Consider the following 20,451-nt stretch of genomic DNA (forward strand, 5'->3'; position numbering starts at 1 on the left):
GTAATCTATCCGCGATTCGGCTACCACCGAAGCAGTCCAGGTGCTAGAAATCATACAAATGCGGACTTCAACATAAGGAGACAGGAATCATGGCCACACGCTTTATGACCGACCCGCACGCGATGCGGGACATGGCGGGCCGTTTCGAAATGCACGCCCAGACCGTCGAGGACGAGGCCCGCCGGATGTGGGCGTCCTCGCAGAACATCGCCGGCGCGGGCTGGAGCGGTATGGCCTCGGCAACCTCACTGGACACCATGGGCCAGATGAACACCGCCTTCCGCAACATCGTCAACATGCTGCACGGGGTGCGCGACGGGCTCGTTCGCGACGCGAACAACTACGAGCAGCAAGAGCAGGCCTCCCAGCAGATCCTCAGCAGCTAGCACCGGCCCGACACTTTCGACTCAGGAGGACAAAACCAATGACCATCAATTACCAGTTCGGCGATGTCGACGCCCACGGCGCGCTCATCCGCGCCCAGGCCGCCTCCTTGGAGGCCGAGCACCAGGCCATCGTTCGCGATGTGCTGGCTGCCGGTGACTTCTGGGGCGGCGCCGGTTCGGTGGCTTGCCAGGAGTTCATCGCCCAGTTGGGTCGCAACTTCCAGGTGATCTACGAGCAGGCCAACTCGCACGGCCAGAAGGTTCAGGCCGCCGGCAACAACATGGCGCAGACCGACAGCGCCGTCGGCTCCAGCTGGGCCTGATACAAGAGCAGGACAACAGTGGCCGCGCACCGCAAGGTGCGCGGCCACTGCGCTTTGCGCCGGTCCGTGCTGTGCACCAATAGCGGGGCAGCGACCTCTGCCCCCTAATCGCTTGCGGACCAAAACAACTCAATCGTGCGCGGTCAGCCCACAGCCCCCAGCAACAAGCGGTCATAGCCGGGGCCGCACTTCACGGTTACATTTGAGGTTGATATGAGGTCCCTGACGACTGCATATGCGCCGGGAGGTGTGTAGGACCATTGAAAGCAATGACCGGATCCACGCGCACTCAACGTCCACGGCAGGCGATTTTGGGGCAGCTGCCCCGAATTCACCGTGCCGACGGATCACCCATTCGGGTGCTCCTTGTCGACGACGAACCTGCGCTGACCAATCTGGTCAAAATGGCCCTGCACTACGAAGGCTGGGACGTCGAGATCGCCCACAACGGGCGCGAGGCCATATCCAAGTTCGACAAGATCAGTCCTGACGTGTTGGTCCTCGACATCATGCTGCCCGACGTCGACGGCCTGCAGATCCTGCAGCGGGTGCGCGACTCCGACGCATACACACCCACGCTGTTCCTCACGGCACGCGATTCGGTGATGGACCGTGTCACCGGACTGACGGCCGGCGCCGACGACTACATGACCAAGCCGTTCAGCCTCGAAGAGCTGGTGGCGCGGCTGCGCGGACTGTTGCGCCGCTCCAGTCATCTGGCGCCGCCCGCCGACGAGTCCCTGAAGGTTGGTGACCTCAAGCTCGACGCAGCCAGCCGGGAAGTCACTCGCGGCGGCACCCCGATCTCGCTTTCCTCGACCGAGTTCGAGCTACTTCGATTCCTGATGCGCAACCCGCGCCGCGCGCTGAGCCGCACCGAGATCCTCGACCGGGTCTGGAACTACGACTTCGCCGGGCGCACCAGCATCGTCGACCTCTACATCTCGTACTTGAGAAAGAAAATCGACGCGGACCGAGAGCCGATGATTCACACGGTCCGCGGGATTGGATACATGCTACGACCAGCGGAATGAGCCCGAAATGACGGGCCACCGGAACACCCCTCGCCGGCTTCCTCGTTCGTTGCGCTGGCAGCTGCTGCTTGGCGTGCTGGCCGTGGTGACGATCGTGCTGGTCGCGGTGGGCGGGGTCTCGGTGCTCAGCCTGCGCGGCTACGTGACCGCGATGAACGACGCCGAAGTCGTCGAGTCCATGCATGCGTTCAGCCACGCCTATGCCCGCTACCGCAACGGCGAACACACCTCGATCCACACCGGCACTCCCCCGGTGTCCCAAGCCCTGCTCGAGTTCACCGGCCAGACGCCCGGGAACCTCATCGCGGTGATGCGCGATGGTGTCGTCATCGGTTCGGCGGTCTTTTCCGAAGACGCGCCCCGCCCGGCACCACCGGATGTCATCCACGCCATCGAGACCCAACACTGGACCGACGAACCGTCACGTGTCGAAACGCTGGGCAGCCTGGGTTCCTATCAAGTCGACAGCCGCGCCGCCGGATCCGACCGCCTGATCGTCGGGGTTTCGCTGAGCATCGCGGACCGCATCATCACCCGAAAACAAATCACGACCAGCGTGCTTGTCGCGACCGCACTGGTGATCACGGCGGCCCTGACCGTGTGGGTGGTCGGTATTACCCTGCGCCCGCTGCGGCGGGTCGCCGCAACCGCCGCGACCGTCGCCGCGATGCCACTCGCCGGCGACGACCACCAGATCAGCGTGCGGGTTCGCCCCGAGGACACCGACCCCGACAACGAAGTCGGCATCGTGGGGCACACGCTGAACCGGTTGCTGGACAACGTCGACAGCGCGCTGCAACATCGGGTGGCTTCCGATCTGCGGATGCGGCAATTCATCACCGACGCCAGCCATGAGCTGCGCACCCCGCTTGCGGCCATTCAGGGGTATGCCGAACTCACCCGCCAGGACAGCTCGGACCTACCGCCGACTACCGAATACGCGCTCGCCCGCATCGAGTCAGAAGCGCGGCGGATGGCCTCCCTGGTTGACGAATTGTTGCTGCTGTCACGCCTGGGTGAAGGCGAGGACCTGGAGACCGAACACCTCGACTTGACCGACCTGGTGATGAACGCCGTGAACGACGCCGCCGTGGCAGCGCCCACCCACCGTTGGATCAAGGACCTGCCCGACGAACCGGTGTGGGTCAACGGTGACCACGCCCGTCTGCACCAGCTGGTCAGCAACCTGCTCACCAATGCCTGGGTGCACACGCCGCCCGGCGTCACGGTGAAGACCGGGATCACCAACTACCCCGATGACCCCAACGGTCCCTACACCGAGCTGACGGTCAGCAACGACGGCCCCGACATCGACCCCGAGGTCTTGCCTCATTTGTTCGAGCGATTTGTCCGTTCCAGCAAGTCGCGATCCAGCGCGCCGGGCCACGGATTGGGCCTGGCCATCGTCAATTCGATCGTGAAAGCTCATGACGGCTCGGTGACCGCCGAATCCGCCGCTGGCCAAACCGTATTCCGGATCAGGCTGCCGCTGATCGACGCGCCGCTCAATGCATCCGCCCCCGGCCGGCCGAGGCAGCCGAGCGACTACTGAACGCACAGCTAGGGCGGCTCGCCCCGATAGGTCCGGGATGCGCATCACCCCTATCCGGTGCCTTGGTGCAAGATTGGCTGTGCTCCGTATCTGGGTGATCAACCCGAACACCACCGAATCAATGACCACCGCGATCGGCCGCTGCGCGCGGGCGGTGGCCGGCCCCGGCACCGAAATCACGGCGGTGACCTCCCCGATTGGTCCGCCGTCGATTGAAAGTCACTACGACGAGGCCATGAGCGTCCCCGGCCTACTGCAGGCCATCGAGCAAGGTGAGCATTCGGGAGCTGACGGCTACGTGATCGCCTGCTTCGGCGACCCCGGCCTCGACGCCGCTCGGGAGCTGGCTCGGGGCCTGTGATTGGGATCGCCGAAGCGGCTATGCATACCGCCAGCCATCTCGGCCGGGGATTCTCGGTGGTCACCACCCTGGCTCGCACCACGGGACGCGCCGCGGAGCTCGCCGAACGCTACGGCATGGACCGGTTCTGCCTGGGCGTCCACGCCTGCGAAATCCCGGTGCTCGACCTCGAGACGGACTCACGGGCGCGCGCGATCGTCACCGACGCGTGTCGCACCGCCATCAAGGTGGATCGCTCCGACAGCATCGTGCTGGGCTGCGCGGGAATGGCCGACATATGCCATTCGATCTCCGAGGAGATCGGCGTTCCCGTGGTGGACGGGGTCAGCGCCGCCACGGTGCTGGTGCAGTCACTCGTGACATTGGGTTTGCGTACGGCCAAGCACGGTGAATACGCAAGCCCGCCAAAGAAATAACCGGAGCCGACGTGGCTACCGCCTGCAGGCGTACGCCACTTCTGCCACAGGAGTCACCGCTTGAGGCAACACAATTTTTGCCCGCCTCACAGCGACAGCCTGGCTGCCGCGCGCAAAGCCAGCACCCGCCGGTGGATCCGGTGTTCGGTCCCCCGCGGAATTTCGGCCGGGCCATAGCGACCGCGTCCGAGTCGGCGCACCCTGCCGCGTCCGATTTCCCAGCGCAACGCATCTGACAGCGCCTTGGATGCCCTGCCGCGGACCGAAAAGTGGTGCCAGTCCAGCGCGTCGATCATTTCGGCGATGGTCGCTGGCCCGTGTTGGGACAACTGCATAGTCAGCACGTATCGAAGCTCGATGCCGGCAAGTAGGTAGCTCATTGCGGAACGGTCGCACGCGGGTATGACATCAACCGAGCTTGTCGCTGCGAGGCGGGCAAAAAGAGTGCCACTCGCCCGCCGGGACCGGTGTGGCAGATGTGACCTAGTCGCAGAGCACCAGGGCGATGCCGTCCAGGATGTCGTGCTCGCTGACGGTCAGCTCGTCGATGCCGGCGCGGCTGCGCAACTCGCGAGCCAGTTCTTCGACCACGATCGCGCCGCCGCCGATCACGTCGACCCGGCCCTCATGCATCGGTGGGAGTGCGGCACGCTGCTCGCGCGTCATCGCTATCAGCCGGTCACACACCGCGTGCAGATCAGCGCCGGCGACTCGCGAAACATGAATGGCCGCAGCATCATAGGTAGTCATGTTGTGGGCCAGGGCGGACAACGTGGTCATCGTTCCGGCCAGGCCGACCCAAGTCCGGGCCTCCTCGACGGGGACCGCACGCAACGCGGGTTCCAGCTCTTCGCGCACCACCAGGCGGGCGGCGGCCACCTCATCGGGCGTCGGCGGATCGGAGTGCAGGCAGCGTTCGGTCAGCCGAACACAGCCGATGTTGGCCGAGTAACTCGCGGTGACTTCGTTGCCCGCCTTGCCGAGCACGATCTCGGTGGATCCGCCGCCGAGATCGACGACCACGAAAGACGCTCCGGCGCTGTCCAGTTCGCCGACCGCGCCGGAAAACGACAGCTCCGCCTCTTCGGCCCCGGTGATCACCTCGGCGATCGCGCCGGGCAGCACCGCACCGAGCACCTCGGCGGTCATGGCAAAGAAGCTGTCCCGGTTGGCGGCGTCACGGGTGGCCGACGTGGCGACCATCCGTACCCGTTCGACGCCGTGCACCTTCAGCAGGGCCGCGTAATCAGTCAACGCGGCCCGGGTCCGGGCAATCGCTTCCGGCGCAAACTGACCGGTCGCGTCGACACCCTGGCCCAACCTGACTATCCGCGTTTCTCGGTGCACGTCATTGAGCTGCCCACCGCCGGCGTCCGCGATGAGCAACCGAATCGAATTGGTACCGCAGTCGATCGCGGCGACCCGGCTCATCACGTCCCCATCGTCCCCTTCAAAGCCACTGTCCCGCCACCAGGTTCGCCGCCGCGCCCGGCTCGGCGGCCAGCAACGCCACCGCCTCATCGCCAAACGGGTTAACCCCGGGCCCCTTGGCCAACGAATGCGCGATCAACACATGCAGGCACTTGACCCGATCGGGCATGCCGCCAGCCGAAACCTTGGTTCCCAGTGGATCGATCGCGTCACGCTCGGCCAGATAGGACTCGTGCGCCCGCCGATACGCCGCGGCCAGTTCGGGATCGTCGCCCAGCCGCTCGGTCATCTCGCGCATCAGACCGGTGGTCTCGAGCCTGCTGGCGGCCGCCGTGAGCTCCGGATGCGTCAGGTAGTAGAGCGTGGGAAACGGTGTGCCGTCGGGCAGTCTGGGCGCGGTCTTGACCACGCCGGGTTCGCCGTTGGGGCATCGGTAGGCGATCTCCAGCACCCCACGCGGCTCGCGGCCGAGCTGACGCGCCACCGCCTCCAGGTCCGCGGGATCAACCAACGGGGGCCGTCGGCTCGGGCCGTACGGGTGCGGGCAGTCCGGGCTCAGGTTCGGGCTCCGGGGCGGGAGGTTCAGCGGCGGCGGGCGGAAGGTGCGGCGCGTCGGCAATGGTGTGCCAAAGCGACGTATACCAAGGGTCACCCTTCGTGGGCATGGCGGCATCGGTGCCCGGTTGCGGGGCCACCACCGCCCCGGGCGGCAGCTGGACCTGAAATGGAATGTCCCCCGGCATCACAAAGCCAAGGCGCTCACGGGCCTGCGCCGCAATGTAGGCCGGGTCGGCCAGTTGGCCCTTGCGCTGCTCGAGATCGGCGATCTGGCGGCGCAGCGCCGCTTCGGTTGCGGACAATTGCTCCATTTCGGTGCGCTGGGCGAAGTAGGTCCGAACCGGCCCGGCGATGGTCAGGGTCAACACGCAGACGACCGCGACCAGCACGGCCGCACGCCGGGCGGTGAAACCCAAACGTTGGTCGGATCGCTGCTCCACCGATTCGGTGAATGAGCGCTTGATGGGTTCGACGACATGTTCACGCAGCGTTCGGGCGGTGTTGCGACTGGCGGCCGGCCCGGTGTTGGCCGCTTGTGTGGGCCTGGACACCGAAGTGGTGCGACGCCCGCGCGCCGACTCGCCGGCTTTACCCGGGCGCGATGCCGGGGATCGGCGCTTCGGATCGGGACGTTTCGCGTCGGCCATGAAGCTTCAGCCACGTTTCCGTCGGCCGTCGGCCTATTTCGGGTCCGCAACGAATCGGGGGAAGGCCAGATCGCCGGCGTAGCGGGCCGCGTCACCGAGAGCCTCTTCGATCCGAAGCAGCTGGTTGTACTTGGCCACACGCTCGCTGCGGGCGGGTGCGCCCGTCTTGATCTGGCCGCTGCCGACGGCCACCACCAGGTCGGCAATGATGGTGTCCTCCGTCTCACCGCTGCGGTGGCTGATCATCGTGCGGTAGCCGCTGTGGTGTGCCAGCGCGACCGCGTCGAGCGTCTCGGTCAGCGTCCCGATCTGATTCACCTTGACCAGCAGCGCATTGGCCACGCCCCGGTCGATGCCCTCTTCGAGCCGCTCGGGATTGGTGACGAACACGTCGTCGCCGACGATCTGTACCCGGTCACCGATCTCGGCCGTCAGTGCGGCCCACCCGTCCCAATCGTTCTCGTAGAGCGGATCTTCGATGGAGACCAGCGGATAGGAGCCGAGCAGCCCGGCGTAGAACTCCGTCATCTGCGCGGCGGTGCGGGGCGTGCCCTCGAAGGTGTAGCTGCCGTCGGCGTGGAATTCGTTGGCGGCCGCATCGAGCGCCAAAGCCACGTCCACACCGGGCTTGAAGCCCGCCGCCTCGATGGCCTGGCTGATCAGATCGAGTGCCGCGGTGGTGCTGGCCACATCGGGAGCAAAACCACCCTCGTCGCCCAAACCGGTGGACAGCCCGGCCTTCTTGAGCACCGCCTTGAGCGCGTGGTACACCTCCGCGCCCCAGCGCAATGCCTCACTGAAGCTGGGCGCACCGATCGGGGCCACCATGAACTCCTGAATGTCCACGCCCGTGTCCGCGTGTGCGCCGCCGTTGAGGATGTTCATCATCGGCACCGGAAGGATGTGGGCGTTGGGCCCGCCGATGTAGCGGAACAGCGGCAGTTCGGCCGATTCCGAAGCCGCCTTGGCCACCGCCAGCGAGACGCCGAGGATCGAGTTGCCCCCCAACCGGGACTTGTCGGGCGTGCCATCGAGATCAACCAGGGCCTGATCGACCAAGCGCTGGTCGTCGGCGTTGAGTCCGATGACCGCCGGGCCGATCTCATCGAGCACGGCTTCCACTGCCTTCTTGACGCCCTTGCCGCCGTAGCGATCGCCACCGTCGCGCAGTTCGACGGCCTCATGCTCACCGGTCGACGCGCCCGACGGCACCGCGGCCCGGGCAAAGGTTCCGTCGATCAGAGCCACCTCGACCTCGACGGTCGGGTTGCCGCGGGAATCGAGGATCTCGCGGGCCCCGACCTGCTCGATTATCGGCACTGGGTTCTCCTTTGTGTCCTGGCGTTCGTTGAGGTCCCCGGCAGCCTTTAGCGTAAAGCCTGGGTCAGCGTTCCATCTTTCTACAGCGGGTGGCCCGCCGCGTAAGCGGTCGCCCAGTCGCGCACCGCCCGAGCGTAGACGCCGGAGTTGTTGTAGGCGCGCAAAGCGGTGATCCATCCCCGCGCAGTCGCGAGATCTTTACCGCGCCAGCATAAATATCCGGCCGCCGAAAGCGCGGCGTCGTCGATGTTGTCCGGACTGACGATGCCGTCATTGTTGGCATCCACCCCGTAGAGCCGCCAGGTTTCGGAGATGAACTGCATCGGCCCCATCGCACGCTCCACGCCGTCGTCACCGTCGAAGTTGGCACGCTCGCTATCGACGATGCGCAGGGTGCCGCCGGTTCCGTCCAGGCGCACGCCGCGAATGGGAGGCCGCACGTCCCCGTTGGGCGCTATGGTCGCGCCCCGATAGGTGCCGTTGTGACTTTCCACCTGCCCGATGCCCGCCAGCGTGGTCCACGCGATATGGCACTTCGGGTTCTCGACCTCCGCAACCCGAGCGGCGTAGGCGTAGGCCTCCAGCGCAATCACCGGCATCTCCAGCGCCGGGGCGCGTTGCTCGGCCCATTCCCGCAGCTGATCGGCGGGCCGACCGCTGGCGTAGGTGTCCACCGTCGGCACCGGATCACCCGGTGGCGGCGGCACCCCTTCGGGGATGAACAAGCTGAGCTGCCAGGTGCAACTTGACGCCAAGAGCATCGCGGTCGCGCCAATAACGGCGGCCGCGCGCAACCAACGTCTTGGCGACACAATCCTCCCTTTGGCTACTGCTGGCGCTCTACGCGTCCGTTGGGCCACTTCGCCGTCCGCGCGCTCACGTTCCGACTTGGCGGCCGCTACGACCTAAATCATCGTCCCATGGGTTTGAGAGTTACCCCGTCGCAGTTCTCATCCAGCACACGGCCAGGAGTGCATCCTGGTACTGGAATTGGTTAGCCGACGATCAGGCCAGCAAGCACAATTTTTAGCTTCTATCTGGAAAACAGCTATTTCAGCAAACTTCATAAAGGTCGCTTGATATGGAGCGGCTCTGAGTCCCCGCAAAGTTGGCGAGAACCGGCTCAAGCGCCTCCGAAGTCCCCGCTAGTGCGCGGACGACTCGTCCTAGCGCCTGCCCTTCCGCTTCTTGCTGCCGCCGCGGGATTCCCGGGATTCTTTGGGGGTCTCGCCTTCGGCAGGCGCCTCGACTTGTTCTTCGGGCTCTGCTGGTTCTTGCGGCGGTTCTTCGTCGACCACGGGCTCCGGCGCCACATCGGCCCCCGCGCTGCCAGACGGCCAGTGCACCAGCCACTCCTGCTCGGTGATCGTCCCGACCGGCGCCATGTCGAGTTCCTCTGCCACGGCGTCGCCGCGCCGGGCGGCCACAATCGCCCGCTCGGCGCGGCGGACGTTATCCGAGAAGTCCAAAACCGCGGCGCGCAAGCAGTTTTCCGCGTCGATATCCGCCGACACGGCAATCGAGGTGATTTCGGCGGGGATCAGCTGCACCGGCAGGCCGGCATTGCAGACCCGCGCAATCACCTTCTGCGCCAACGCTAACGCGGGCTGACCGGTGGGAACGTCGTCCAATACCGACTCGCGTGGATTGCGCGCCTTTTCCGCCGCCTTGCCTTCCTCCCACTGGGCCATCTGCTCTTGCAGCGAAATCGATTCGCCGGCAAGTACTCCCGGTGCCCGGTTGCCGAGCTTGCGCATCAGCGTGTCGGCGACGTCATCGATGGTGAACGGAAGCAATGCCGCATCTTCAGCGATGCGGGCATGGAAAAGCACCTGAAGCAGCAGGTCCCCAAGCTCCTCGCGCAACTGGTCGACGCTGCCACTGTGTACCGCGTCGAGCAGCTCGTAGGTCTCTTCGAGCAGGTAGCGCCGCAACGAGTCGTGGGTCTGCTCACTTTCCCACGGCCCGTCGGTGCGCAGTTTGTCCATCATCGCCACGGCATCGAGCAGGCGTTCCCCGCGCCGGCGATCCGGCGCCGCGATCAGCCTGGCCCCTGCCGCCAGCCTCGCCAACACCGCGGGGTGGTTCGGGTCGGACGACAACAGCACCGGCGCCTCCTCGCCCACGTGCACCGGATGCGCGTCGGGCAGTGACCAGGGCACGGCGATCGGCATCTCCTCGGTGTATTGCACGGTGCCCCCGAGCAGCTCGATGGCTTCGACAGGCACCAGCGACGGACGGCGGGGGTCGACCAGGACGACAATCATCGCGCTTGCCGCTCCTTACCCGACGCGGTGGCGCCCGCATCGTCTTCGGACAAACTGGTTCTACCAATATCTTGTTGCGGCTTGCCTGCCAATGCCGTCACCAGATTGGCCACCATCTGCACCAATTCCACATCCCGGATGCGCGGCGCACCGACGCCACCGTCACGCGGGATGGGTACCTGCACGGTGGACGTCGTAGCCCGGTAGTGGCCTCCCGGATACATCCGCTTGAGCCGCACCTGGGCGGAATCGGGCAGATCCATCGGTGCCAGCCGAACTGTCGCCGAAGACGGCGCCGACACGTCGGTGATGCCCGAGGCCCGGCACAGCAGCCGCAACCGCGCCACCGCGACCAGCCGCAGTGCCGGCTCCGGCAAAGCCCCGTAGCGGTCGATGAGTTCGTCCACCACGGCCGCGACGGCACTGTCGGAGGTGGCGGTGGCGAGCCGCCGGTAGGCCTCCAACCGCAGGCGATCGCTGCCGATGTAGTCCGGTGGCAGGTGGGCGTCGACCGGCAGGTCGATCCGCACATCCTTGGGCTCCTCGGGAGTGGTCACCATCTTGCCGTCGGCGGCGGCCCGATACGCCTCGACGGCCTCGCCCACCAAACGCACATAGAGGTCGAAGCCGACTCCGGCGACGTGCCCCGACTGCTCGACGCCGAGCACGTTGCCCGCGCCGCGGATCTCCAGGTCCTTGAGCGCGACCGCCATGCCCGCGCCAAGCTCGTTGTTTTGCGCGATGGTCGCCAACCGGTCGTAGGCGGTCTCGGTCAGCGGCGCCTGCGGCGGGTACAAGAAGTAGGCGTAACCGCGCTCACGGCTACGGCCCACTCGGCCGCGCAGCTGGTGCAGCTGAGACAACCCGAAGGTGTCGGCCCGTTCGACGATCAGCGTGTTGGCGTTGGAGATGTCCAAGCCGGTCTCCACGATCGTGGTGCAGACCAAGATGTCGAATTCACGCTGCCAGAATCCCTGGACGGTGCGTTCCAGCAGATCCTCGGGCATCTGCCCATGCGCGACGACCACCCGCGCCTCGGGCACGAGTTTGCGAATCCGCGCGGCGGTGTCGTCGATGGAACTGACCCGGTTGTGCACATAGAACGCCTGCCCGTCGCGCAGCAGCTCGCGCCGCAGCGCCGCGGCGACCTGCTTGTCGTCATGGGGTCCCACGTAGGTCAGCACCGGGTAGCGCTCCTCGGGGGGCGTCAGGATGGTCGACATCTCCCGAATACCGGCCAGGCTCATCTCCAGCGTGCGCGGAATGGGGGTGGCGCTCATCGTCAAGACGTCGACGTGGCTGCGCAACGACTTGATGTGCTCCTTGTGCTCGACACCGAACCGCTGTTCCTCGTCGACCACGACCAAGCCCAGGTCTTTCCAGCGCACGCCGGTCTGCAGCAGCCGGTGCGTGCCGATCACCACGTCGACCGATCCGTCGGCCATGCCCTCGATCACCGTGCGTGACTCGGCGGGGTCGGTGAAGCGGGACAGACCCTTGACCGTGACCGGGAACCCGGCCATCCGGTCGGTGAAGGTTTGCAGATGCTGGTCGGCCAACAGCGTGGTGGGCACCAGCACGGCAACCTGTTTGCCGTCCTGAACGGCCTTGAACGCCGCCCGCACCGCGATTTCGGTCTTGCCGTAGCCGACATCACCGCAGATCACCCGGTCCATCGGGATGGACTTTTCCATGTCGCCCTTGACCTCGGTGATCGCGGTGAGCTGGTCGACGGTTTCGGTGAAACCGAACGCGTCCTCCATCTCGGCCTGCCACGGTGTGTCAGGGGCGAACGCATGCCCGGGGCTGGCCTGCCGCTTGGCGTAGAGCGCCACCAGTTCGCCGGCGATTTCCCGCACCGCCTTGCGCGCCTTGGTCTTGGTGTTGGTCCAGTCACTGCCGCCGAGCCGGCTCAGTGCTGGCGCCTGCCCACCGACATATCGCGACAACTGGTCCAGCGAATCCATCGGGACATACAGCTTGTCGGAACCACCGCCCCGCTTGGCGGAGGCGTATTCGAGCACCAGGTACTCGCGCCGGGCACCCCCGACGGTGCGCTCGACCATCTCCACGAACCGGCCGATGCCGTGCTGATCGTGCACCACCAGATCGCCGGCCGTCAGGGCCAGTGGATCGACGGTGTTTCGCCGCTTGGCCGCCAGGCGCTTGCCCTCGACCGCCGTGGCCCGGTTGCCGGTCAGATTCGTCTCGGTGACCACGACCAAGTTGGCGCCGGGGACGATGACGCCGTCGCGCAGCGGCCCCTTGAGCACGCCCACCACGCCCAACTTGGGTGCGGCGCCGGGTTCCAGCATGGCGGCGGGAATGTCGGATTCGGCCAGCCGCTCCACCATGCGATGGGCGGTGCCGGTCCCGGGCTCCACCATCACCGCGTACCCGCCGGTCGAGACGTGCGCGCGCAGCATCGCAAAGATGTCGTCGATATCCTTCTGGTGCCCACGAGCCGAGGGCGCCGCGCGGACCTCCAGCTCCGTCGCCGATTCCTCGGACAGCTGGCTCAACGTCCACCACGGGTGCCCGGAACTGCTCGCCGCGGTCTGCACCTGCTCCAGCTCGGCAAAGCCGGACCCACCCAGGGCTTCGACGTCGACGGGCGCGTCGGTTCCCATCGCCGCGACCGACCATGAGGCCTCGAGGAACTCGCGGCCCGTCTTGATCAAATCGGCGGCCCGGGTGCGCACCTTCTCCGGGTCGCACACCAGCACCGGAGTGCCCTCGGCAAGCTGATCGGTCAACAGCGCATGGTCATCGGGGCGCAACACCGGCAGCAGCGCTTCCATCCCATCGGTCGGGATGCCCTCGGCCAGTTTGGCCAGCATGTCGATGACGCTGCCGGTCACGGTGTTCTCCGAAGCCGGGTGCTGGGCGGCCAGCGCCGCGGCTCGCGCCCGTACGTCTTCAGTCAGAAGCAGCTCCCGGCAGGCCACCGCGACCAGCGTGCTGACCTCGATCTCGGGAATGGAGCGCTGGTCGGCGACCGAGAACATGCGCATTTCGGTGATCTCGTCGCCCCAGAATTCGACCCGCACCGGGTGCTCGGCGGTCGGCGCGAAGAGGTCCAGAATGCCCCCGCGGACGGCGAACTCGCCCCGCCGGCCCACCATGTCGACCCGGGTGTAGGCCAGCTCGACCAGCCGGGCGATGACTTCATCGAATCCGATTTCTTGTCCGACACTCAGACTGACCGGTTCCTGCCGGCCCAGTTGCGGCGTCATCGGCTGCAACAGCGAGCGCACCGCGGTCACCACCACGCGCAACGGCGGGCCCAGCCGGGTGTCGTCGGGATGAGCCAGCCGGCGCAGCAGCAGCACCCGGGCGCCGACCGTGTCGACACCGGGTGAGAGCCGCTCGTGCGGAAGGGTCTCCCAGGACGGGAACAACGCCACGGCTTCGCCGAAGAATCCCCGCAGTTCCGCGGTTACGTCGTCGGCCTCACGCCCGGTGGCGGTGACCACGAGCAGCGGTCCCTGTTGGGCCAGTGCGCTGGCGACGAAGGAGCGCGCGCTGGCCGGGCCGACCAACGTCAATTCATCAGGGCGATCGGAGGCACGCGCGATGAGTTGCTGGAAAGTCGGCGCGGTAAGCGCCAAGTCGACGAGCCCCGCGATCGGGGTATCTGGGCTAGCAGCCCCCGGTGCGGTCATGATGCGGCCATTCTAGGGCGCGGTCGTTTCTCGATATCGAGCCCGGCGGCCGATGGGCGGATCGGACTACTCGTCTTGCAGCTGCGGATCGGCTTCCAAGTGGGTCAGCCCATTCCAGACCAGGTTGACCAGGTGCGCGGCGACGACTTCCTTTTTGGGTTCGCGGGCGTCGAGCCACCACTGCGCGGTCATCGACACCGAACCCACCAAGGCCTGGGCATACAGCGGGGCCAGCTCGGAGTCCAGACCCCTGCGGGCGAAGTCGCCGGCCAAGATCGAGCTGACCTGGCTGACGGCGTCGTTGAGCAGGCTGGAATAGGTTCCGGAGCTGATCGACGCCGGTGAGTCGCGGATCATGATGCGAAAGCCGTCGGTGCGTTCTTCGACATAGGTGAGCAACGCCAGGGCGACCCGCTCGACGCGCACTCGCGATCGGTTGTTGGTCAACGACGAGGTGATGCCGTCCAGCAGGGCCGACATTTCGCGGTCGACCACCACCGCGTACAGGCCCTCTTTGCCGCCAAAATGCTCGTAGACCACCGGCTTGGAGACGTTGGCACGCTGGGCGATCTCCTCGATCGAGGTCCCGTCGTAGCCGCGTTCGGCGAACAACGATCGCGCGATGCCGATCAGCTGATGCCGGCGTTCGCTGCCCGTCATCCGGGCGCGCGGCGCCTTTGCCTCTTTTTCCGGCATTTTCTCCGGCCCTGCCACGCCAACAGGGTATCTGTTTTCCGGCCCGCGGCGCCCAGCGTGTGGGCCGGGCGCCGACTGTGTCTCCAGTGCGCTTCGGTGGCGATATTCGCGCCCCACACGCACGCTGGGCGCCCGGATTGCACCGTGGATGGGGCGCCGACGATGTCGGCAGGATATGGCGGGCTCGGGAATCGGCCCACCCACCCGTTAGAGTTTCATAGTGGCGAGCGGGCGAAATGCTCGCCGTCGACCGGCAGTCCGTCGTGGTGTAATCGGCAGCACCTCTGATTTTGGTTCAGATAGTTCAGGTTCGAGTCCTGGCGACGGAGCTTGTTTGGGTGGCACCATCTAGCCCACCTCCACGTGAAATGACACCCTGGAGGGCGTGTCATCACGCCGACCCCTAGCTTGCGTGAGAAAAAGCCAATAAAGGAGAGTCGATGACGTTTCGTGGTGACACTGCGGTCGTGGTCTTGGCGGCTGGGGCTGGCACCCGGATGCGATCAGACACCCCCAAGGTGCTGCACACCCTGGCCGGGCGCAGCATGCTGTCCCACTCACTGCACGCGATGGCCAAGCTCGCACCGCAGCACCTGGTGGTGGTGCTCGGCCACTGCCACGAACGTATCTCCCCGCTGGTCGACGAGCTGGCCGAATCCCTCGGTCGCACCATCAACGTGACGTTGCAGGATCGGCCGCTGGGCACCGGGGACGCGGTGCGCTGCGGCCTGTCGGCGCTTCCCGCCGACTACTCCGGCATCGTGGTCGTCACCGCGGGCGACACCCCGCTGTTGGACGCCGAAACGCTGGCCGACCTGATCGAGACCCACAGCGCGACGTCGTCCGCCGTCACGGTGCTGACCACCACGTTGAGCGACCCGCACGGCTACGGCCGCATCCTGCGCACCCAGGACAACGCCGTGATGGCCATTGTCGAGCAGACCGATGCGACGCCCTCACAGCGCGAAATCCGCGAGGTCAACGCCGGCGTCTACGCCTTCGAAATCACCGCACTGCAATCCGCGTTGAGCAGGCTGAGCTCGGACAACGCCCAGCAGGAGCTCTACCTGCCCGATGTCATCGCCATCCTGCGCCGCGACGGGCAAACCGTCAGCGCCCGCCACATCGACGACAGCGCGCTGGTGGCCGGCGTCAACGATCGGGTCCAGCTGGCCCAGCTGGGCGCCGAGCTGAACCGCCGGATAGTGGCCGCCCACCAGATGGCCGGCGTCACCGTGATCGACCCGGCAACCACCTGGATCGACGTGGACGTGGCGATCGGACGCGACACCGTTATCCAGCCGGGGACCCAGTTGCTGGGCCATACCCAGATCGGCGACCGCTGCGAAATCGGGCCCGACACGACGCTGACCGACGTCACCGTCGGGGACAACGCCTCGGTGGTACGCACCCACGGCAGCTCGTCATCGATCGGCGCAGCGGCCGCGGTCGGCCCCTTCACCTACTTGCGGCCCGGCACGGTGCTGGGCACCGGCGGCAAGCTGGGCGCCTTCGTGGAGACCAAGAACTCGACCATTGGCGCCGGCACCAAGGTGCCGCACCTGACCTACGTCGGCGACGCCGACATCGGCGACGACAGCAACATCGGTGCGGGCAGCGTGTTCGTCAACTACGACGGCATGACCAAGAACCGCGCCACCATCGGCTCGCACGTGCGCAGCGGGGCCGGCACCAGGTTCGTGGCACCGGTGAATGTCGGCGACGGCGCATACACCGGGGCCGGCACCGTGATCCGCGACGATGTTCCACCGGGCGCGCTCGCGGTGTCCGGCGGGCCGCAGCGCAATATCGAAGACTGGGTGCAGCAGAAGCGTCCGGGAACCCCGTCCGCTGAGGCCGCCCGCAAGGCCTCGGCCGAACAATCCACACCGCCGCCCGACGCCGATCAGACACCGTGAATTCGCTTCTCGGCTACCCGGCGACATGTGCAGGCCCTTCGCTACGTACGATGAGGCGTTCGATTTCCCATTCAGATCCCACTTTTGATCCCGAAACGGCGAGGGCAGCGCGTTGAGCCACGACTGGACCGATAACCGCAAGAACCTGATGCTCTTCAGCGGGCGCGCCCATCCGGAGCTGGCCGAACAGGTGGCCAAAGAACTCGACGTTCACGTGACCGCGCAGACCGCGCGTGAGTTTGCCAACGGCGAGATCTTCGTGTGCTTCCAGGAGTCGGTGCGTGGATGTGACGCCTTTGTTCTGCAGTCCTGCCCGGCACCGGTGAACACCTGGCTGATGGAACAGCTGATCATGATCGACGCGCTCAAGCGCGGCAGCGCCAAGCGGATCACCGCGGTCATGCCGTTCTACCCCTATGCCCGGCAGGACAAGAAGCACCGCGGCCGCGAACCGATCTCGGCGCGGCTGATGGCCGATCTACTCAAGACCGCCGGTGCCGACCGAATCGTGACCGTCGACCTGCACACCGATCAGATCCAGGGCTTTTTCGACGGACCCGTCGACCACATGCGCGGGCAGAACCTGCTGACCGGCTACATCAGGGACAACTACTCCGACAACAACATGGTCGTGGTCTCCCCCGACTCGGGCCGGGTGCGCATCGCCGAGAAATGGGCCGACGCGCTGGGCGGCGTTCCGCTGGCCTTCATCCACAAGACCCGCGACCCGCGAGTGCCCAACCAGGTGGTCTCCAACCGCGTGGTGGGCGACGTCGCCGGCCGGACCTGCGTGCTGATCGACGACATGATTGACACCGGCCGCACGATTGCGGGTGCGGTGCAGTTGCTGCGCAACGACGGCGCCGGCGACGTGATCATCGCGGCGACCCACGGTGTGTTGTCTGACCCCGCCGCCGAGCGGCTGGCCGCATGCGGTGCCCGCGAGGTGATCGTCACCAACACCCTCCCGATTACCGAGGCCAAGCGCTTTCCGCAGCTCACGGTCTTGTCCATCGCTCCGCTGCTGGCAAGCACCATCCGCGCCGTATTCGAAAACGGCTCAGTCACAGGACTATTCGACGGAGACGCGTAGATGGCCGCCGGAACCGCGGGGACCACACCCGAGGCCGTCATCTACCACAATCCCAAGTGCAGCACGTCGCGCAAGACCCTGGAATTGCTGCGTGAGCAGGGCCTGGAGCCGACCGTCGTCCAGTATCTGAAGACACCACCGACGCGGGACGAGTTGGTGCGCATGATCGGCGATGCCGGCATCGAGGTGCGCACCGCCGTGCGCAAACGCGACCGGCTGTACGAGGAGCTGAACCTCGCCAACGCGACCGATGCGCAACTGCTCGACGCGATGGCCGAGCACCCCGTGCTCATCGAACGGCCGTTTGTGGTCACCCCGAAGGGCACCCGGCTGGCTCGGCCGGTCGAGGCCGTTCGCGAGATCCTGTGACAGCTCGCCGGATCGCAGCGGCCGTCGTTTCACTCGCGGTCACGATGGCCGCGGTTGCCTGCAGCACACCCGAGCCCCCTGACTACAAATCCATCTGGACCACGAGCGCAACAACCAGCACCACCGCCACCACCGCCCCGCCCGTGCCGCTGTCGCAGTACCTGGAAAGCATCGGGGTCAGCGGAAAGCAGATCGCGCCGAGCAACCTCAAAGGCCTTACCGTGTCGATCCCGACACCACCGGGCTGGTCCCCCTACGAGGGCCCGAAGATCAACCCGGAAACGGTGATCATCTCCAAGGGCGGCCACTACCCCACGGCCAGACTGGTCGTGTTCTTGCTGCGCGGGAACTTCGACCCCGCCGACGTCGCCAGGCGCGGCAACGACGACGCGCAACTGTTCGAGAACTTCAAACAGCTGGACGCCTCATCGGCAGACTTTCACGGTTTTCCCTCGTCGATGATGCAGGGCAGCTACGACCTCGAGGGTGCCCGCATGCACAGCTGGAATCGGATCGTCATTCCCACCGGGCCGCCGCCGGACAACCAGCGGTATCTGGTCCAACTGACCATCACCAGCCTGGCCAGTCAGGCCGCCGGCAGCGCATCCGACATCGAGTCGATCATCAACGGATTCGTGGTTGCGGTGAAGTGATGGCCGACTGGACCGCCGCGGATCTACCGTCGTTCACCGGGCGCACGGTCATCGTGACCGGCGCAAACAGCGGGCTGGGCGCCGTCACCGCGCGCGAGCTGGCCCGCCATGGCGCCAGGGTCATCCTGGCCGTGCGCAACACGAGCAAGGGCGAGGCCGCCGCACAACAGATGACCGGCCCCAATGCCGGCCCGGTCGAGGTCCGCCGCCTCGATCTGCAAGATCTGTCATCGGTTCGCGAATTCGCGGCCGGCGTCGACAAGTCCGACCTGCTGATCAACAACGCCGGCATCATGGCCACGCCCTACTCGCTGACCGCGGACGGCTTCGAGAGCCAGATCGGCACCAACCACCTCGGCCATTTCGCGCTCACCAACCTGTTGCTGCCCAAACTCACCGACCGGGTGGTCACGGTGTCGTCCATGGCGCACTGGACGGGCCGGATCAACTTGGCCGACCTGAACTACCAGTCCCGGCGGTACTCCCCCTGGCTGGCCTACGGCCAGTCCAAACTCGCCAACCTGCTGTTCACCAGCGAGCTGCAAAAGCGCCTGGACGCGGCCGGCTCGCCGCTGCGTGCGCTGGCCGCCCATCCGGGGTTTTCCCACACCAACCTGCAGGGGGCCTCGGGCCGCAAGCTCGGCGATGCGGTCGTGTCGTTCGGCACCAGGCTGATCGCCACCGACGCCGATTTCGGGGCCCGCCAGACTTTGTACGCCGCCTCTCAGGATCTGCCGGGCAACACCTATGTCGGGCCCAGATTCGGCTACGTCGGTCCCACCCGATCGGTGGGCCGCAGCCGGCGCGCCAAGAACGCAGTCACGGCCGCCGCGCTATGGGAGCTGTCCGAGCAGCTCACGGGGACCGAATTTCCGTTCTGAGCGCCACCACACCGGCCCAGCCCCACCAGTCGCTGGGGTAGCCGGCGGGCACCCCCGCCCGCCGCGAATTTCCACTCCGAGGTGCGGATGCGCTAACCTTGCCGGGTGTCACGGCGAGGGTGGCTGACGGGTATGTGCCGATCAGAGCACCGTTATCGACGGAGACCGACGGTTGTCGCGATCCTCGCCCGTGCCATGAACCAGGCACCAAGCCCAGAGGAGCGACACAATGGCCAAAGCTGCAGTCAACCAACTAGTGGTTACCGTACGCACCGAGACCGGCAAGGGCGCCTCCCGGCGAGCCCGCCGTGAGGGCAAGGTTCCGGCCGTGATGTACGGCCACGGCGCCGAGCCGCAGCACTTGGAGCTACCCGCCCACGACTACGCGGCGGTCCTTCGAAACTCCGGCACCAATGCGGTGCTCACCCTCGACATCGCGGGCGAGGAGCAGCTGGCGCTGACCAAGGCGCTGGACATCCACCCGATCCGCCGCACCATCCAGCACGCCGACTTGGTGGTGGTGCGCCGCGGCGAGAAGGTCGTCGTCGAGGTCTCGGTTGCCGTCGAAGGCGACGCCGCGCCCGGCACCCTGGTTACCCAGGAGGCCAACACCATCGAAATCGAGGCCGAGGCCATGTCGATTCCCGAGCAGCTGACGGTGTCGATCGAAGGCGCGGAGCCTGGCACCCAGTTCACCGCGGGGCAGATCGAGCTGCCTGCCGGCGTCGGTCTGATTTCCGACCCCGAGATGCTGGTCGTGAACGTGGTGACCGCACCGACCGCCGAGGACCTCGAGCAAGCGGGTGGCGGAGAAAGCGCCGAGTCCGCGGCAGCCGAGGGCGAGGGCGGTCAAGCCGAAGCCGAGTCCGAGTAAGCGGTT

19 protein-coding genes, 1 tRNA gene and 1 pseudogene are annotated in these 20,451 nt (G+C 66.5%); 12 read left to right on the forward strand and 9 right to left on the reverse strand.

Going from position 1 to position 20,451, the window contains the following annotated elements; all coding sequences use genetic code 11:
- Nucleotides 1–89: 89 nt before the first annotated feature.
- The 5 genes and pseudogenes from esxM (at nt 90) to CKW46_RS24625 (ending at nt 4,072) form a co-directional block, all read left to right on the forward strand.
- On the forward strand, nt 90–386 hold the full coding sequence (gene esxM / locus CKW46_RS24605) for a type VII secretion system effector EsxM (protein ID WP_139589385.1): 297 nt from the start codon (nt 90–92) through the stop codon (nt 384–386).
- A gap of 38 nt (nt 387–424) precedes the next feature.
- Complete coding sequence (locus tag CKW46_RS24610; protein WP_015356960.1) at nt 425–709, forward strand: WXG100 family type VII secretion target; 285 nt, start codon at nt 425–427, stop codon at nt 707–709.
- 269 nt (nt 710–978) lie between these two features.
- Nucleotides 979–1,743 carry a response regulator transcription factor gene (locus tag CKW46_RS24615; protein WP_012396010.1) on the forward strand — a complete coding sequence of 255 codons (765 nt, stop codon included), beginning with the start codon at nt 979–981 and terminating at the stop codon, nt 1,741–1,743.
- A gap of 7 nt (nt 1,744–1,750) precedes the next feature.
- Nucleotides 1,751–3,295 (forward strand): sensor histidine kinase, encoded by a 1,545-nt coding sequence (locus CKW46_RS24620; RefSeq protein ID WP_015356961.1) that lies wholly within the window; start codon nt 1,751–1,753, stop codon nt 3,293–3,295.
- A gap of 37 nt (nt 3,296–3,332) precedes the next feature.
- Nucleotides 3,333–4,072, forward strand: a pseudogene (locus CKW46_RS24625) (aspartate/glutamate racemase family protein).
- Nucleotides 4,073–4,158: 86 nt separating this feature from the next.
- Here the strand turns inward: CKW46_RS24625 and CKW46_RS24630 are convergent.
- The 9 genes from CKW46_RS24630 to CKW46_RS24670 all read right to left on the reverse strand — a co-directional run bounded on the left by CKW46_RS24630 (nt 4,159) and on the right by CKW46_RS24670 (nt 14,620).
- On the reverse strand, nt 4,159–4,452 hold the full coding sequence (locus CKW46_RS24630; protein WP_011742165.1) for a hypothetical protein: 294 nt from the start codon (nt 4,450–4,452) through the stop codon (nt 4,159–4,161).
- 103 nt (nt 4,453–4,555) lie between these two features.
- Nucleotides 4,556–5,503, reverse strand: coding sequence for a Ppx/GppA phosphatase family protein (locus CKW46_RS24635; protein WP_482052519.1), 948 nt, complete (start codon nt 5,501–5,503; stop codon nt 4,556–4,558).
- Nucleotides 5,504–5,522: 19 nt separating this feature from the next.
- Entirely contained in the window at nt 5,523–6,014 is a 492-nt protein-coding gene (locus tag CKW46_RS24640; protein ID WP_011742167.1) for a DUF501 domain-containing protein, read from the reverse strand.
- Nucleotides 6,007–6,708 (reverse strand): FtsB family cell division protein, encoded by a 702-nt coding sequence (locus tag CKW46_RS24645; RefSeq protein ID WP_482052520.1) that lies wholly within the window; start codon nt 6,706–6,708, stop codon nt 6,007–6,009. Before CKW46_RS24645 ends, CKW46_RS24640 begins: the two co-directional genes overlap by 8 nt.
- A gap of 33 nt (nt 6,709–6,741) precedes the next feature.
- Complete coding sequence (gene eno / locus CKW46_RS24650; RefSeq protein ID WP_015356965.1) at nt 6,742–8,028, reverse strand: phosphopyruvate hydratase; 1,287 nt, start codon at nt 8,026–8,028, stop codon at nt 6,742–6,744.
- Between the two features lie 80 nt (nt 8,029–8,108).
- Nucleotides 8,109–8,840, reverse strand: coding sequence for a lytic transglycosylase domain-containing protein (locus tag CKW46_RS24655; protein ID WP_482052521.1), 732 nt, complete (start codon nt 8,838–8,840; stop codon nt 8,109–8,111).
- Nucleotides 8,841–9,194: 354 nt separating this feature from the next.
- A complete protein-coding gene (locus CKW46_RS24660; RefSeq protein ID WP_482052522.1) occupies nt 9,195–10,295 on the reverse strand; it encodes a nucleoside triphosphate pyrophosphohydrolase in 1,101 nt (366 codons plus the stop codon).
- Complete coding sequence (gene mfd / locus CKW46_RS24665; protein ID WP_015356967.1) at nt 10,292–13,960, reverse strand: transcription-repair coupling factor; 3,669 nt, start codon at nt 13,958–13,960, stop codon at nt 10,292–10,294. The genes CKW46_RS24660 and mfd overlap by 4 nt, the downstream gene beginning before the upstream one ends.
- Before the next feature lie 66 nt (nt 13,961–14,026).
- Nucleotides 14,027–14,620: a TetR/AcrR family transcriptional regulator gene (locus CKW46_RS24670; protein WP_011742173.1), complete on the reverse strand. Its 594-nt coding sequence runs from the start codon at nt 14,618–14,620 to the stop codon at nt 14,027–14,029.
- A gap of 293 nt (nt 14,621–14,913) precedes the next feature.
- On the opposite strand from CKW46_RS24670, the gene CKW46_RS24675 reads away from it, so the two are divergent.
- The 7 genes from CKW46_RS24675 (at nt 14,914) to CKW46_RS24705 (ending at nt 20,445) form a co-directional block, all read left to right on the forward strand.
- A tRNA-Gln gene (locus tag CKW46_RS24675) sits at nt 14,914–14,985 on the forward strand.
- Between the two features lie 111 nt (nt 14,986–15,096).
- Nucleotides 15,097–16,575, forward strand: a complete 1,479-nt coding sequence (gene glmU, locus CKW46_RS24680; RefSeq protein WP_020786173.1) for a bifunctional UDP-N-acetylglucosamine diphosphorylase/glucosamine-1-phosphate N-acetyltransferase GlmU — start codon at nt 15,097–15,099, stop codon at nt 16,573–16,575.
- 112 nt (nt 16,576–16,687) lie between these two features.
- Complete coding sequence (locus CKW46_RS24685; protein WP_015356969.1) at nt 16,688–17,668, forward strand: ribose-phosphate diphosphokinase; 981 nt, start codon at nt 16,688–16,690, stop codon at nt 17,666–17,668.
- Nucleotides 17,669–18,037, forward strand: coding sequence for an arsenate reductase (glutaredoxin) (gene arsC / locus CKW46_RS24690; protein ID WP_015356970.1), 369 nt, complete (start codon nt 17,669–17,671; stop codon nt 18,035–18,037).
- Between the two features lie 44 nt (nt 18,038–18,081).
- Nucleotides 18,082–18,690 (forward strand): LpqN/LpqT family lipoprotein, encoded by a 609-nt coding sequence (locus tag CKW46_RS24695; RefSeq protein ID WP_482052523.1) that lies wholly within the window; start codon nt 18,082–18,084, stop codon nt 18,688–18,690.
- Nucleotides 18,690–19,571 carry an oxidoreductase gene (locus tag CKW46_RS24700; RefSeq protein ID WP_482052524.1) on the forward strand — a complete coding sequence of 294 codons (882 nt, stop codon included), beginning with the start codon at nt 18,690–18,692 and terminating at the stop codon, nt 19,569–19,571. Before CKW46_RS24695 ends, CKW46_RS24700 begins: the two co-directional genes overlap by 1 nt.
- Nucleotides 19,572–19,800: 229 nt before the next feature.
- Nucleotides 19,801–20,445, forward strand: a complete 645-nt coding sequence (locus CKW46_RS24705; protein WP_482052525.1) for a 50S ribosomal protein L25/general stress protein Ctc — start codon at nt 19,801–19,803, stop codon at nt 20,443–20,445.
- Nucleotides 20,446–20,451 lie beyond the last annotated feature (6 nt).

Origin of the sequence: Mycobacterium liflandii (assembly GCF_022354805.1) — a bacterium.
Classification (GTDB): domain Bacteria; phylum Actinomycetota; class Actinomycetes; order Mycobacteriales; family Mycobacteriaceae; genus Mycobacterium; species Mycobacterium marinum.

Excerpts from the sequence above, each read along its gene's own strand:
- esxM (WP_139589385.1), top strand. The coding sequence starts at position 90 with ATGGCCACACGCTTTATGACCGACCCGCACGCGATGCGGGACATGGCG.
- CKW46_RS24610 (WP_015356960.1), top strand. The coding sequence starts at position 425 with ATGACCATCAATTACCAGTTCGGCGATGTCGACGCCCACGGCGCGCTC.
- CKW46_RS24615 (WP_012396010.1), top strand. The coding sequence starts at position 979 with ATGACCGGATCCACGCGCACTCAACGTCCACGGCAGGCGATTTTGGGG.
- CKW46_RS24620 (WP_015356961.1), top strand. The coding sequence starts at position 1,751 with ATGACGGGCCACCGGAACACCCCTCGCCGGCTTCCTCGTTCGTTGCGC.
- CKW46_RS24630 (WP_011742165.1), bottom strand. The coding sequence starts at position 4,452 with ATGAGCTACCTACTTGCCGGCATCGAGCTTCGATACGTGCTGACTATG.
- CKW46_RS24635 (WP_482052519.1), bottom strand. The coding sequence starts at position 5,503 with ATGAGCCGGGTCGCCGCGATCGACTGCGGTACCAATTCGATTCGGTTG.
- CKW46_RS24645 (WP_482052520.1), bottom strand. The coding sequence starts at position 6,708 with ATGGCCGACGCGAAACGTCCCGATCCGAAGCGCCGATCCCCGGCATCG.
- CKW46_RS24660 (WP_482052522.1), bottom strand. The coding sequence starts at position 10,295 with ATGATTGTCGTCCTGGTCGACCCCCGCCGTCCGTCGCTGGTGCCTGTC.
- mfd (WP_015356967.1), bottom strand. The coding sequence starts at position 13,960 with ATGACCGCACCGGGGGCTGCTAGCCCAGATACCCCGATCGCGGGGCTC.
- CKW46_RS24670 (WP_011742173.1), bottom strand. The coding sequence starts at position 14,620 with ATGACGGGCAGCGAACGCCGGCATCAGCTGATCGGCATCGCGCGATCG.
- glmU (WP_020786173.1), top strand. The coding sequence starts at position 15,097 with ATGACGTTTCGTGGTGACACTGCGGTCGTGGTCTTGGCGGCTGGGGCT.
- arsC (WP_015356970.1), top strand. The coding sequence starts at position 17,669 with ATGGCCGCCGGAACCGCGGGGACCACACCCGAGGCCGTCATCTACCAC.
- CKW46_RS24695 (WP_482052523.1), top strand. The coding sequence starts at position 18,082 with ATGGCCGCGGTTGCCTGCAGCACACCCGAGCCCCCTGACTACAAATCC.
- CKW46_RS24700 (WP_482052524.1), top strand. The coding sequence starts at position 18,690 with ATGGCCGACTGGACCGCCGCGGATCTACCGTCGTTCACCGGGCGCACG.
- CKW46_RS24705 (WP_482052525.1), top strand. The coding sequence starts at position 19,801 with ATGGCCAAAGCTGCAGTCAACCAACTAGTGGTTACCGTACGCACCGAG.